Genomic DNA, 13,869 nt, shown 5'->3' with positions numbered 1-13,869 from the left:
GGATGCTGGAAACCATCGATGAAATTTCGCTATCTCTTCGCCTGCTGCTTCACAGCGGCGCTACTGCTTCGCCCGGCTCTGGCGGCCTCCCCCTGCGACGGAAGCAGCACTCGGGATAACGAAGCCTGCGAAAGCTTGCATCTTTCAAAGGCAGAAGCGGAACTCGAGCGATATACGCAGGCTGCCATCCATAAAATGCAGACCGGCACTGCACCTGTTCAGACACTGGCCCATTTCCGACAGGCGCAGACCGAATGGAAAAAATTTCGGAAAGAAGAATGCAACGCTATTTACAGCACATGGTCCGATGGAACGATCAGGGGCCTCATGGCAGTGGGCTGCGCAACGCGACTGACCGAAAACAGAACCTACGAAATCTGGTATAACTGGCTAACATTTCCAGACAGCACGCCACCGGTTCTTCCCGAACCACTTCTGAGGCGCGGGCGCTGAACAGGCGTCCCATGCTGCCATATAAAAAGTCCGGCCTCTGTCATGAGAGACCGGGCTTCTTTATTGACTGAATTACCAGAAAATCAGCCGTGAATGGCGCAGACCACAACAATCAGCGGTGTCGCAGCCAGAAAGAGCCAGGCTCCGATGGAGCAGGTCTTCACAACACGGGTACCCATGTGACGCAGCAGGGGCCTACGAACGGATACAGACATAACTTCCTCGACTCTGACAGTGTTCGACAGATCCGGGGATAGCGCCCGATCCCCGGTCGGGGCGAGTCACCAATCATCTCGTTCTGTCACATGGCAGGGCCTTCAATGATCCCCGAATATGGCAAGATCATGCCCCATTCAGGGCATTTTCTTCTCAGATCGAAACCTTGCGCCCCAATGTCAGGAACAGTCCCGAATCGAGAATATCCTTCTCGCGATTTTCCATGGTGCGGACGAGTTCATCATCCTGTCCCCATGTCGCAAGCTGGGATTTTTCATCATTATTGGCCCAGAGAACCGCATCCACAAGGCTGACGGCCCCGCCCACGACGGCAAGCGACAAAAGCAGGCTGCCCGTCGCCTGCGCCAGAACGCCCAGAACCGCAAGCTCCAGATCATCCCGCACGGCCAGTAGCTGCGCCAGAGCGTCCAGATATCCTTCCGGCTGCACCACCGGCATGAGACCATCCGTTACATTCGGGTGAATCCCGTAACCCGAAAGCCAGGCGAAAACCTGCGCTGCAACCGGCCTGATCCCGTCTTCACAATAACAAAGCCCATCATCCACCCCGAGTCCGAGCAGCATGTCCCGAGCCGCCTGCGGATCAGGTGCGATCCTCTCGATCATCGTCCCCGCAATCCGGGTCAGGGGCAGAGCATCCGGCGTGAAGGAGGCATTTTCCGCAATCCCTCCCCACTCCCCTGCAATAGCGTCAGCCAGAGCAGACGACCGGACGGCCAGAACCCGGCCCTGTGGCAGACGGATCGGTCGTCCATCCAGACGCGGCTCGAACAGGCCGCCCTCAGATACTACTGAAACAGCTTTCCAGAAACGCTTGTGCCCACTCAATGCAGAACTCCCAGAGCCCGAAGGATATCCCCGGCCTTTGAATGATGAGGCTTGATCGCCTCAGGCGTCGAACCGGACTGTCCTTCACGCGCCGCCGCGAGAGGCGCCGTGCACGGATCAGCGGCATTCCCGTCTCCGCCGATCGTGACATGAAAATTCCCGCCCGCGTCCCGATCCTGCGCGACATGCGGGGCTGCCAGCGTTCCGGTCAGCACAACCGGCGTAGAGGCACCCGCACCTTCAAAATCCACAACCGGCAGAAGGCGCAGATCCAGAACCTGCGCTCCAAGACCGACCGTGCCACTTCCGGAGACGGAGAAACGCCCTGACTGAAGCCCCAGCGTGTCGATATGCGCCATATCGTTTGCAATGGTCATATGCAGCCCCAGACACCGCAGCGAGCGATCGCCTTTTCCGAGGACCACACTGGCCGCAGACCCCGCCATCTGTCCGAGCAACGCACTCTGCACCTGACCATCCACCATCGACAGGCCCAGATGGCCCTCCAGTGACTGCCTCAGTTCGTCAGCGCTGTTACCCTTGGCCGAGAGATGCCCCACGACCTGCACAGGCCCCTGAAGCAGAAGCGGCATTCCAAGACGCGTCTCCAGCAGACCGGCTGGCAGAATAAGCGGCTGGAACGTCACGTTCCCCGATACAGGCAGCACACTGGCATCCAGTTCCGCCATTCCCGAAAGCGCCAGACCCTGCGCCTGCCCGGAAATCGGGTCCAGACGCAGATGACCGCCTGACAGCGTCACTCGCGTCGCCAGATCGGTATAGTCCCGTCCTGCAAACACGACGTGATCCGCTGTTAGGTGCAGATTCACATCCTGCGCCCGCAGTCGTTTGACCCAAGAAGGCGTCAGGTCCGGAGCACGCGGCACTGCGACAGGATGCTCCTCCTGCGCCGGAACACTCTTACCACTCTGTGACATAACGGGGGGTGCAGCCGGAACAGCCACTACCGGAGGCGCGGGCTCAAGCCAGAGCCCCTTGAGCACGTCCAGATCCATTTTCGCGGCATGAATATTTCCGCTCACGACCGGCGGCACATCCTGTCCCAGAACCACCTTGAGCGCCCCATCCAGAGCCAGCTCCTGACTTCCGACAGCCAGCCCGTCGAGCAAAAAAATCTCGCGGTCATGCGTCTCGAGCGTACCATGCAGGCTCACATCATGCAGAAGCGCACCCGGCAGATGAAGCGTCTTCCCGCTCCCGTCCGCCGTCAGATGCCCTTTCTCCGCACCGATCGTTCCTGAAACGGCGACACGGGCCTTGTCCTGCGCATTGAGGGCCGGCGCACCAGAGAGGAGCATAGTCTGGCTGCGCAGTTCCGCCGTCAGCGGCACCGCCGTGTGCAGGCCGTTTCGCCATGCGGCAACCGCCTGCTGCATCGTCCCGGCTCCAGCTTCCACATGCCACGCCGTATCGCGCCACTGCGTATCCGCCGTAACCGTCAGCGCCGCATCCGGTCCAGCGGAATCAAGATGCAGATTCTGAATCGCCCCCTGCCTGAGCACGACAGAACCGGCATGCAGGTGAAGGCGCGTTGGCGTCATCGTGTCGACCAGACGATGCAGTAGCGCACTTCCATCCAGACCGCTCAACGGCTCCGGACTGCCCTGAAGCGCGACCTCTCCACCCAAAGCCGGAACATCCGGCAGATTGGCGTGAGGGAACAGACGATGCGCGTCCTGAAGATTGGGCCACTCGCCCTGGACCGTCAGCAGCACGTTTTCCATCCGGGACGGATTGCCGATCCGCCCGTCCAGATTCAACCAGTCGCGCCTGTCGCCCTCACCCAGCGTCGTACCGATACTGAATGCCCAGGGTTGAGTGCCTTGGATCTGTGACAGGTTGCCGACATGCCCCTTAAGAGTGAAGGGAGTCCCGGCATGATGTCCCTGAAGGCTGATCCACGGGCTGGGACTGCGCAGCCCCGCCAGGTCCAGCGAATCCAGCCCAAACGATCCACTCGTGCGCGTCAGGCGATCATTCCAGAACACAGCGGTCTGCGTGACATGCAACCCATCAAGCGACAGATCCCAGTGCGCATGGATCCGCTGGCCGCTCCGTGTCTTCACCGGCAGGGAGGCATCCTCATCCTCGCGGTCCGGCTTCAGAGACCAGTTGGCCTGTCCGTCCAAACCGCGCACAAGATTGACTGTCGCCTTTTCGATCACGACGTCCTGAAACCGGACCTCGCGATGCAGCAGGGCAAAAACGGCAATTCCGGCATGGATTGTATGAGCCTTGAGAACCGGCGTCTGCCCATCACGCGTCAGCACGACGTCGGACGCCTCGAAGGCTGGCCAGGGCAGAAGCTGCACCGACGAATGACGGACCTGCATCGAGAGCCCTGTCTGGTGCCGAAGCGCCACAGCCACACGCTCGCGGAGCGCGTCCTGATCGATCAGGACATGCGTGGCCACACTCACACCGACAAAAGCAACGATGACGGCAATCAGACCGCCGGTAAGCTTCTTCATTTCGCAGGCCCCCGGCCCTTTGCGCTGCTACTTCCGCCACGAACGCGCTTGGGCGCAGGCGTCTCACCCGGCACGAAGCCCAGCGTACGGAAGGTCTCGCGCATATGCGGCGGCAGAGGGGCCGTCACGATCAAACGCCCACCGGCGGGGTGGGGAATATCAAGCTGACGCGCATGAAGATGCAGCCGATCGATGAACCCTTCCGGATGCGCGGCCTTCCCACCATAGCGCGGATCGCCAAGGATCGGCGTGCCGATAGATTCGGTATGCACGCGCAACTGATGCGTCCGTCCCGTCAGCGGAGACAGCTTCAGCCAGCTCAGCTTCTTTCCGGCGGCATCAAGCGTCGCATAATCCGTCTTGGCTGAAGCCGCGTCTTCCTCATCGCGTGACGCTGCAATCACCAGCGCCGCCCCACCCGCACCGATCTTGGCCAGAGGCTGGTCGATGATGCCGGATTCCGGCGAAGGCCGCCCGACAACCACAGCCCAGTATGTTTTCTCCACATCGCGCCCACGGAACGCGGCTGCGAGTTTCGCCGCCACACCCGGCGTCCGCGCGATCAGCAGAATGCCGGACGTATCACGGTCGATCCGATGCACCAGACGCGGCCGATCGCCACCCTCAGGCCGCAGACCGTCAAGCATCATGTCCACATGCTTGAGAATACCCGGGCCGCCCTGCGTCGCAAGGCCTGATGGCTTGTCGAGAACCAGCAGATGCTCGTCCTCGTAAATCACCATCTTGCGGATCTCGCGCTCCAGCATCGGATCTGGCGGCGGCAGGGGCGCGGGCTTGTCCACATCCGGCAGCGGCGGGATGCGGACGGTCTGTCCGGGGATCAGGCGCGTATTAGTCTGAACACGCCCTCCCTCCACGCGGATCTGTCCCTTGCGGCACAGTTTCTGAAGCGCGCCCTGCGTCAGATTGGGGTAGTGACGTCTGAACCAGCGGTCGAGGCGAATATCGGCCTCATCCTCGGTCACGATGCGGTTGGTAACTGTCATGGTTCGCGGGATGCCCTCTTGGCGGCCCGCATGTCCAGAAGTTTTCTGATCCGCCCCTCATGTCCGCGGTCCGTGGGATGGTAAAGAGACGCTCTGGGCATCCCTTCCGGAAAGTAATTCTGGCCCGAAAATCCGCCCTCACTGTCGTGGTCGTATTCATAGCCTTTGCCGTATCCGATGTCCTTCATCAGGGTCGTCGGAGCGTTCAGGATATGTGACGGTGGCATCAGACTGCCGGTATCGCGCGCCAGAGCACGGGCTGCCTTATAGGCTGCATAGACCGCATTGGATTTCGGGGCGGTCGCCAGATGCACCACGACCTGCGCCAGCGCCAGCTCGCCTTCCGGCGAACCCAGCCGTTCATAGGTCTGCCACCCCGCCACAGCCATCGGTAACGCGGACGGATCGGCCTGCCCCACGTCCTCCGCCGCAAACCGCGTCAGACGGCGGGCGATGTAACGCGGATCTTCCCCGCCCTCCAGCATCCGCGCGAACCAGTACAACGCCGCATCCGGATCACTGCCGCGCAGCGATTTGTGCAGCGCGGAAATGAGATTGTAGTGCTCTTCCCGGTCCCGATCATACAGGATGGCCCGGCGCGACAGAATTGCCGCCAGATCACGCGGCGTCAGCACCTGCGACGGATCAAGCGCCACAAGCTGCTCGACCATGTTCAGCAGATACCGCCCGTCCCCATCCGCCATCGCCCTCAGACTAGCCCGCGCTTCCGGGTCCAGCGGTAGCGGACGACCGACTTCCTCTTCGGCATGCACAAGCAGGCTCTCAAGGCTCGCATCATCCAGCCGGTTCAGCACGAGAACCTGACACCGAGACAGTAGTGCCGCATTCAGCGCAAAGGACGGGTTCTCCGTGGTCGCCCCGACCAGAACCACCGTTCCGCGTTCGACATACGGCAGAAACCCATCCTGCTGGGCGCGGTTGAAGCGATGGATTTCGTCCACGAACAGCAGCGTGCCCTTGCCCGTCGCCGCCTGTTTCTGATCCGCTTCCTCAAACGCCCGGCGCAGATCCGCCACGCCAGAAAAGACTGCCGAAATTTGGGAATAAAACAGCCCGGCCCGTCCTGCGAGCAGGCGCGCAATCGTCGTCTTGCCGCAGCCCGGACCGCCCCACAGGATCAGACTGGACAGCGTGCCCCGCGCCAGCATTCGCGTCAGTGTGCCCTCAGGGCCGAGCAGATGATCCTGCCCCCGCACATCCTCCAGCCGCTTTGGACGCAGACGGTCCGCCAGAGGTTGGGTGCGCGAGGGCAGCCGACGCTGTACCTGCGGCGCTTCGACCGAACGTTCCTGCCGTGCAGATTGCGGCGCATATCCGGACGGACGCTTCGCCCCGGGAGCACCGCCGAAAAGATCTGTCATATCCGTCACTGGCGTCCCGCGCTCCCCGAAATGTTCTTCAATTTCTCGATCAGAGATGGGGCTTCCGACCCGTCAGGATAATCCCCAAACCCAACCTTAATGCAGAATACGCCGAAGAACGCCCGGCAACAGCATCGACAGCGGATTGACTGACAGATCGGGTTTTTCAACCGTTCCATGCAGTTCAAACGTCGCCGCCAGCAGCCCGCCACCCTTCTCGGGGGACATCAGATGCCCCAGAACCGGCAATTTCCCCGGAAGCGCATTCAGCCCGAAAACCGGCACGATCGTCCCGTTGAGGTTCAGCCCGGACGTTTTCAGATCAATCGGCCCTTCCATCGTGGCTCCAAGCGCCTGATTGCCGATCACCCCGTCACGCAGCACCAGCATATTCCCCGCCAGACTGAGCCGCGTAGACAGATGGGTGATTTCAAACCGGTCCAGATGATTGGTCAGCCAGTGCAGTGGCGAGAGATCGGACACCGCCGTCAGCGTCAACGGCGGCCGCAGGAACTCGGAGGGTCCCATGTCCACATACCCACGGAACGGCGGCAAACCGCCCCATAGCCCCGCCGATTTCGCGCTCCGTCCTTCTGGAACTTTCCGCACACTGGTTTCATCCGGCGTAAACACCCCGTCCAGATGCGTCTTTCCACCCCGGATGCGATCATACAGCCCCAGATTTTGCAGCAGCAGGCCCAGATTATCGATATCCAGCACGAACGGATGCTCCCGCCCCGTATCGCCCAGAACCGCCCGCACCCGTGTCGGCGCATCCAGAGCAAAGCGCCCCGATGTCAGATGTCCGTTGCGCAGTTCGATCTGCGAGACGACACCGCCCACCTGCGCTTTCGGGCCATAATAGACATGCGGCGCGTTCAGGGAGATGGACCAGCTATCCCCCATCGACGCGCTTTTCCCGCCCTGCGATCCCGTGTCCGCAACCGGAGGATGCGGCTCGAACATCGGCGCCAGATCCAGCGGGTCCGCATTGACCGTCACGCCAACAGGCTGTTCCGCACTTTGCGGCAGGACAATACGCGCATCCCCCTGCGTCCGACCAATACGGAAGCCTTCCAGTACGATCCCGGTCAGCTTGCCCGCACGCGTCACACCCCGCCCCGCCACGGAAAGTTCGGTTCCATGCGCCTGCAACCCGTCCAGAACAGACATTTTCCCATCCTGAAACCCGATATGCACCATAGCCGTCGCAGGCTCACCCAGAGGCTTGGCCCAGATCGGCACACTTAAAGCCGCCTGCGTCATGTCCAGCGACAGTTTCAGATCGGACGTTTCGTTGGCCTGCTGCACGAAATGCGCGTTCAGAACCGCATGGCCGTCAAACAGCCCCGCCGGTGCAAGCCGGGCTTTTGCTGCGGACTGCGGGTCCAGAACCGAGCGCGCATCAATTGTCTGCAACACGCGTGATGGCGCACCACCCCGGAAATTTTCATGCAACACGACATGCGTGGGAATTCCCGCGAGCTGGCCATTACCGGTCAGATCAAGCGCATCTTCGGTGGCGGACATTTTGCCCGAAGCCCCGTCCACCGCATGTCCCATCAGGACATTCCCCAGATGCACGCCCGAAAAAGTCGCCTGCGTCCAGACATGCAGCGCGCCGTCCGGGATATGCGACACAAGCGGTAGCGTCATGCGAACATGTGCATCCACCATCCCCGCAGGCTGCGTGAACGGCAGCGGATGTCGCGACAGAAGATGGAGCCTCGGATGCGACAGAGCGGACATGAACCCCGCCAGAGGCCCCGTCAGATGCGCGGAAATATCGCCCGTCTGGTCTTTGTCATAGAGCTTTCCGATCCGGATTTCTCCATCCGGCAGCAGCACGTTCTGCTTCACATCCGTGGGCTGGACACCCCGGCTCAGATCAATGACGAGCGTTTCGGGGCCGTCGAAATGCAGGGACGCATCAAGCCCCGTCGCGGGAGGGACAGGACGCAGCCAGTGGACCGTCAGGTCATGTCCGGTCAGTTGTCCCTCAACCGAGGTCGGCAGGATTTGATCCGGCCCATGATCGCTGTGCAGATGGGCTTTGACGTGCAGATCCCGCCCGGTCCCGTCGGTGACGTTCTTTGAAACCCAGCGTCGACCGCCCTTGACGATCGTGGCCGGCCAGATGGAACCCAGCGTTGCAAAGCGGATCGCATCCAGCCCGGCCTCCGCATCTCCGTCCAGCACCATTGGCTTGAACAGATTGTCCAGCCCGACACTGGCCGAAGCCTGCAAATGGGTCAGCGCACCGTCGGTATCCGCCACGTCCAGCGTTGCTGAAGGCACGTCGAGCCGTGCACCACCCTTCAGGCCCGGACGGTCCATCCGCAGATGCACGCTCGCCTGCCCTGCATGAAGATGGATCGGATCGGCGGTTTTCTGAAAAACCTTCCCGTCCCCGAGAGACAGGTTCAGCGTCAGTTCCGATGGCAGTGCATCCATCCCCTGCGGCACAAAAACCGCATCTGCCCCGATGGACACGGGAACATGCCAGTTCGCAGCTTGTGGATTGAAAACCCCAAGCTGGGCCGGCTCAAACGGCGTCGCTTCCAGATGCAACAGTCCATTATGCCCGACCTGACGGGCCTGTGCCGTCAGGATGGTATGAAATCCATCGAGCGCAACCGCGGCCCGCCCGGACCCGACCCACACGAAATCCCGTGAATGTGGCGCCACCCGGATCCGGCGCGCCTTCATGTCCACGTCGCCGATGACGGCGGTCCGGTCCTGTGGAAGCCCAGCGAATGTAATGGAGACATTGTGGACATCCACGGCCCGCAGACGGTCGAGCCGCGTCGGCACACCCCGGCCACCCCGTTTCTGCTCTGGCAGATCCATGTCCACATCGCCGTCAGGCAAACGGCGCAGGGCCAGAGTTGCACCTTCGAGACGCAGTGTGCGCGGCGCAATCACGCCTTCAAACAGCGCACTCAGTGAAAGAACAGCATCGGCCTCAGTCGCGCGTTCCGCCACCAGATTGTCAAAGCGGGTCACTTTCAGCCCGCGCGCCATCAGCACCAGACCGGCTGGAACGCCGCCCGCACTCGGCTGCCACTGGATCCAGAGCCTGTCCCAGCTTAGCCGACCTGCCGGATGTCCCGGACGTTTGCCCGCCGCAATCGAGACCGGCTCCACAAGATGGAAGACGCGCGTGATCTCCACGGGGCCGTGGGCCAGTTTCCACAGGAATACACTGCCCGCAGCCGCCACGAGCGCGACCGGCGTGACGCAGATCAGACCAACCCAGCGCGCCACATGCCAGTGTCGCGGCATGTGGGGGCCTGGACAAAACGGATTCAAACGCCTGCGGGGAGGACGCGGGAAGTCGTGGACGGCCATAGACGGTCATCGGCGCGTTTCCGGCCTGTCTCCCTCGTGAGAGTTGGGGGTATAAGCCCTCAGGCTTCCGAAAGGTTCCGGAAAGCTTCTGCCACCAGAGCGGCATGTGTCGCGGGTTTTACCTTGCGCCACACGCTCCGGATGACACCCTGGTCATCCACCAGAAAAGAACTGCGCTCCATTCCCATGTAGGTCCGGCCATACATGGATTTCTCGACCCAAGTTCCGTAAGCCTCGGCAACCGTATGGTCTTCGTCCGAGGCCAGCGGGAACTTCAGACCATATTTCGTGGCGAATTTTTCAATTTTCGCCACCGGGTCGGGGCTCACGCCGATGATCGTCAGACCCTCGGCATCGAATGCAGGCAGGACCTCCTGAAGGCCACAAGCCTGCGTCGTACAGCCGGGTGTGTCGGCTTTCGGGTAGAAATACAGCAGATAGGGCTTCCCGCTCAGTGCAGCACTGCTGACAGTGCGCCCGGCAGAAGCGGGAAGCGTAAAATCTGGCGCCCGGTTACCCGGTTGCAGGTCTGTATTCTGTGAAGAAACGGTCATAACCGGCATGATTGCCCGACCCGTCCGATCCGATCAAGGCAAACCGGACGAAAACCGTTCAGTATTCCGGGATCAGTATCCCGGATACATCACAACAGGCGGCGGTCCGTAAACCACTGGCGGCGGAGGCGCATAGATGACCGGCGGCGGAGCATAAACCACCTGCGGCGGGGGAGGTGGCGGCGGCGGACCATAAGGCTGCGCCAGAAGAGCACCACCGACGGCTCCCAGAGCCAGCCCGCCCAGAATGCCGCCGACAATGGCGCCAGAGTGGTTATGATACCCGCCACGCCAGCCACCACCGCGCCAACCGCCCGGGGGGGCGCCATATCCATAGCCGCGACCATAATAGCCCGGACCATATCCCGGACCGCCACCATGCCAGTGAGCCTGTGCCTGCGGCACGATAGCATTCGGGACAACTGCGGAACCGATCAGCAGCGGAGCGGCCATAAGAACTGCACGTGTGATGCGACGCATGGCATCTTTCTCCTCGAAACACGTGGAGCAGAAGAGCCTGTCAAAACGGGCTCTTCTGTCCATGAGAAATATCATGCCTGCTGAAAATGGCAGCAAGAGGCGTCAATCATGGCAGGAGCCGGACAAATTGTAACAGACAGCAGCTTCATCCCGGAGAACGTCCCTCAGTGCGGCGATTCGACCCGGCGATAGCCCGGCGGCGGGTCGAAAACGTCGATCGGCTGCGGAGAACGGCTGACCGAGACCGCTTCCACAACCGGCTTTCCGTCGTGAACCGCCCCCAGCATCAACCCGTCATCCGTGTAACAGAAGATGGTCGGGTGACGATCAGTGTCCGTGCTTTCCCAGATCGTGCAGGCTTCCCCAGCAATCCTACCCTGCCCCATTCTGCGCCATGATCCGGCAGCGGGGGTTCCGGGGGCGGCAAAGCCTGCACCCGGCGCGGGCATGACCGTGGCAGTGCGCTTCGTACCGTCCAGCACCATCAGGATATGGGAGCGGTAATCCGTCAGCATGATCGTAGCCGACCCTTCGGGCTCGATCCGCTGACGCCATAAAGCGGACGTCCAGCGCATCCGCTGATGCAGATGCTGTCCCGCAGGCTCTGTCAGGACATAATCGATATCGGCATCATGAAGCGGCGTCACGAGCGGAGCCGTAATCTGTGCTTGGGCCTGAACCGGTCCCGACGACACATCCGCTCTGGCGGCAACTCCAGCAACAGCCCCCGTCAACAGACAGGCCGCTGTTCCGACAGCACGCAGCAGCATCATTCTCATTTGTGGTTTCCATCGGCCGGACCACTCGGCGGCTGATCAGGCGCAGACACGGAGCCATCCCCCGAAGAATCGTTAGAGACGGACGGCTGCGTCGTATCAGGCTGAGCAGTCTGTCCCGGCAGTAACGTCGTATGCGCGCCCGGCATAGTCGTTGCCGGCGCGGGCGTATCCCTGTCCCCGAGAACGGGCGTGTCTGAATCCGGCACATCGGACGTCGCGGCTTCGTGCGTCGTCGTCTTCATATCTGTGCCCGAGGCTTCCGGCACCGGAGAGGGCGTCGCACTCCCCGCCTGACTCTGATGGGCCGGACGCATTTTCGGCTCCAGCATATGAAATCCTGCCGGCGGCTCGAATGTGGAAGACGGGATGTCCTGATAGGAAACCGAAAGCGCCTTGATGGAGCCTTCCACGCCGTCCGCATCCACGCCGTTTTCAGCCAGAATGACACCATCCGATGTCACACAGGCGCTGGCCCTGCCATGGCTGCTCTGAATGGTCCAGCGATCGCACGCCACTCCCGCCACCGTGTCATGACCGGCGGCCGTGTACTGCATATCCAGATCGAGCATGAAAGGATTGTGCAGACCGTGGCTTGGATGAAGGCGCGTATAGACCTGCTGCTTCATCATCACGAGCGTGACCTGCTGCGCCGGGCGATCAAGAATCGTCACCCCGTTGCCGTCCTGCGAATCGATCCGTAACAGGTCACCAGCGCCCGAGAACGCCACCTTGACGGTATCGGGACGGCCTTTCGCCGCACTCGAAGGGGTGGAAAGCTCATACACGACCGTGACATCCCGCGTCGGCGTCAGCCGGGGATGATCGTCCGCATGGGCCGGTGTCATCACAGACAGACCAGCCATAAGCAGGCCGAGCGGCACGGCGCTCGGAAAAACAGGGCGCGTAAAAACAGTCATGGCGGATCTCCGGCAGGCGCGCGCCCGGGAAGCGCACGCAGGGACGCAATGGATTCACGCAGGGCCTGAAGGCTGAAATCGTCAGGCCAGACCGCACGCACGGTCAGCGCCTGATGAAGCAGGGACTGATAATCCTCCGCCGAAATACCAATCCCACCCAGCCCCGTCAGATGAGGTGTGGTGTATTGCGTATCCAGCAGCGTGTATCGCCCCTGTCGCAGCCCTGCGACAAGATGGACCAGAGCCACCTTAGAAGCATCACGTTCCCGCGAAAACATGCTCTCGCCGAAAAAAGCCCCTCGCAGCGACACGCCATACAGGCCGCCAACCAGCGCCTCGCCATCCCAGACTTCGATGGAATGGGCGTTTCCCTGACGGTGCAGATCACCATAAAGGCTGCGAATACGCGCGCTGATCCATGTCGTCTCACGCCCCGGAGCAGCTTCTGCACAGGCGAGCATGACGTCATCGAACACCCGGTCCGCCGTCACCGCCATTTTGCCCGACATCACGAGACGCATGAGCTTTTTCGGAACGTACATTCCGTCTAACGGCATGATTCCGCGCTCTTCTGGCAGATACCATGTCAGTTCTGTGCTTTCCGCGTCCGGGGCCATGGGGAAAATCCCCGATGCATAAGCCTGAAGCAGCAGGTCCGGCGTTATCTCGTCCATGATGACACAGTCTTTACCCGTTTCCTGAACCGTAGCATCCCCGGCCGCGTCACGCGAATTCATGGCTGTGGGAACAGCGATCATGGTAAAGGGGGGCTATCTTCAGGGAGACCACCCGTGCCGCTTGCCTTCATTTACGCCATCATTCTCGTCATTCTCGGCGTTTTGCGACTGCTGATGCCTGAAATACATGGCCTGTTGATGGTTCTGGCCAAAGTCAGTGCGACCTGTCTGGTCATTTCAGCGCTCATAGATCTATGGGTGATGCGCAAAGGCGTCGAGCCCCCGTCCATGACCGAAGCGTCACTTACAGCAGACTGATCAGCACCAGCAGCAACCCAGCCATCGAGACGCCCCAGATCAAACTGCGGACTATATCCCAGCCAAAAGCATAGGCTGGGATATAGATCGCGCGCGTCAGGAAATACATTCCTGCACCCCAGCCTGTTAGTGGGCTGTAACGGCCCGACACCCATGCCAGCAGAACTGCGCCGATGAAGATCGGCAGTGTCTCCGCCAGATTGGCCTGCGCCCGTTTCAGACGGGCCGCCACTCCGGTGTAACGGGGCGGCTCGCCATCACGGTTGCCAGTAGCCCATTGCAATCCGTCCTGCTGCCGACAGGCTGCCGCGGTCAGCAAAAGCTGAACGAACGCCAGCACCAGTGTCCATCCAAGCCAGACAAGACCGATCGGCATGCGCGTTTCTCCGGGAAG

General features: G+C 61.4%; 14 protein-coding genes. 2 read left to right on the top strand and 12 right to left on the bottom strand.

Going from position 1 to position 13,869, the window contains the following annotated elements:
• Nucleotides 1-18: 18 nt before the first annotated feature.
• Nucleotides 19-453: a lysozyme inhibitor LprI family protein gene (locus tag HKD21_RS03525; RefSeq protein WP_194254229.1), complete on the top strand. Its 435-nt coding sequence runs from the start codon at nucleotides 19-21 to the stop codon at nucleotides 451-453.
• An 83-nt stretch (nucleotides 454-536) separates the two neighbouring features.
• On the opposite strand, the gene HKD21_RS14460 is transcribed toward HKD21_RS03525, so the two are convergent.
• The 11 genes from HKD21_RS14460 to aat form a co-directional block, all read right to left on the bottom strand.
• Nucleotides 537-668: a hypothetical protein gene (locus tag HKD21_RS14460; RefSeq protein WP_255314061.1), complete on the bottom strand. Its 132-nt coding sequence runs from the start codon at nucleotides 666-668 to the stop codon at nucleotides 537-539.
• A gap of 154 nt (nucleotides 669-822) precedes the next feature.
• The gene (locus tag HKD21_RS03520) at nucleotides 823-1,518 is read right to left on the bottom strand and encodes an ATP12 family protein (RefSeq protein ID WP_194254228.1); all 696 of its coding nucleotides are present in this window, start codon (nucleotides 1,516-1,518) and stop codon (nucleotides 823-825) included.
• Nucleotides 1,515-4,010: an AsmA family protein gene (locus HKD21_RS03515; RefSeq protein ID WP_194254227.1), complete on the bottom strand. Its 2,496-nt coding sequence runs from the start codon at nucleotides 4,008-4,010 to the stop codon at nucleotides 1,515-1,517. Before HKD21_RS03515 ends, HKD21_RS03520 begins: the two co-directional genes overlap by 4 nt.
• Nucleotides 4,007-5,017: an RluA family pseudouridine synthase gene (locus tag HKD21_RS03510; RefSeq protein WP_194254226.1), complete on the bottom strand. Its 1,011-nt coding sequence runs from the start codon at nucleotides 5,015-5,017 to the stop codon at nucleotides 4,007-4,009. Before HKD21_RS03510 ends, HKD21_RS03515 begins: the two co-directional genes overlap by 4 nt.
• Complete coding sequence (locus HKD21_RS03505) at nucleotides 5,014-6,399, bottom strand: replication-associated recombination protein A (protein ID WP_194254225.1); 1,386 nt, start codon at nucleotides 6,397-6,399, stop codon at nucleotides 5,014-5,016. Before HKD21_RS03505 ends, HKD21_RS03510 begins: the two co-directional genes overlap by 4 nt.
• Before the next feature lie 96 nt (nucleotides 6,400-6,495).
• Complete coding sequence (locus tag HKD21_RS03500; RefSeq protein WP_228120890.1) at nucleotides 6,496-9,684, bottom strand: DUF3971 domain-containing protein; 3,189 nt, start codon at nucleotides 9,682-9,684, stop codon at nucleotides 6,496-6,498.
• A 125-nt stretch (nucleotides 9,685-9,809) separates the two neighbouring features.
• Nucleotides 9,810-10,313, bottom strand: a complete 504-nt coding sequence (gene bcp / locus HKD21_RS03495) for a thioredoxin-dependent thiol peroxidase (protein WP_194254223.1) — start codon at nucleotides 10,311-10,313, stop codon at nucleotides 9,810-9,812.
• A gap of 63 nt (nucleotides 10,314-10,376) precedes the next feature.
• Nucleotides 10,377-10,784 (bottom strand): hypothetical protein, encoded by a 408-nt coding sequence (locus HKD21_RS03490; protein WP_194254222.1) that lies wholly within the window; start codon nucleotides 10,782-10,784, stop codon nucleotides 10,377-10,379.
• A gap of 164 nt (nucleotides 10,785-10,948) precedes the next feature.
• Nucleotides 10,949-11,563, bottom strand: a complete 615-nt coding sequence (locus tag HKD21_RS03485; protein WP_194254221.1) for a hypothetical protein — start codon at nucleotides 11,561-11,563, stop codon at nucleotides 10,949-10,951.
• Entirely contained in the window at nucleotides 11,560-12,480 is a 921-nt protein-coding gene (locus HKD21_RS03480; protein WP_194254220.1) for a hypothetical protein, read from the bottom strand. The genes HKD21_RS03485 and HKD21_RS03480 overlap by 4 nt, the downstream gene beginning before the upstream one ends.
• Entirely contained in the window at nucleotides 12,477-13,154 is a 678-nt protein-coding gene (aat, locus tag HKD21_RS03475) for a leucyl/phenylalanyl-tRNA--protein transferase (RefSeq protein WP_194254465.1), read from the bottom strand. The genes HKD21_RS03480 and aat overlap by 4 nt, the downstream gene beginning before the upstream one ends.
• A gap of 117 nt (nucleotides 13,155-13,271) precedes the next feature.
• On the opposite strand from aat, the gene HKD21_RS03470 reads away from it, so the two are divergent.
• Entirely contained in the window at nucleotides 13,272-13,475 is a 204-nt protein-coding gene (locus tag HKD21_RS03470) for a hypothetical protein (RefSeq protein ID WP_194254219.1), read from the top strand.
• On the opposite strand, the gene HKD21_RS03465 is transcribed toward HKD21_RS03470, so the two are convergent.
• Nucleotides 13,462-13,851 (bottom strand): MAPEG family protein, encoded by a 390-nt coding sequence (locus HKD21_RS03465; protein WP_194254218.1) that lies wholly within the window; start codon nucleotides 13,849-13,851, stop codon nucleotides 13,462-13,464. The two genes, HKD21_RS03470 and HKD21_RS03465, sit on opposite strands and share 14 nt — an antisense overlap.
• Nucleotides 13,852-13,869: the final 18 nt, after the last annotated feature.

It is taken from the genome of Gluconobacter cerevisiae (genome assembly GCF_015244675.1).
In the GTDB taxonomy this organism is placed as follows: domain Bacteria; phylum Pseudomonadota; class Alphaproteobacteria; order Acetobacterales; family Acetobacteraceae; genus Gluconobacter; species Gluconobacter cerevisiae.
This window is presented reverse-complemented; position numbering and strand designations above follow the sequence as displayed.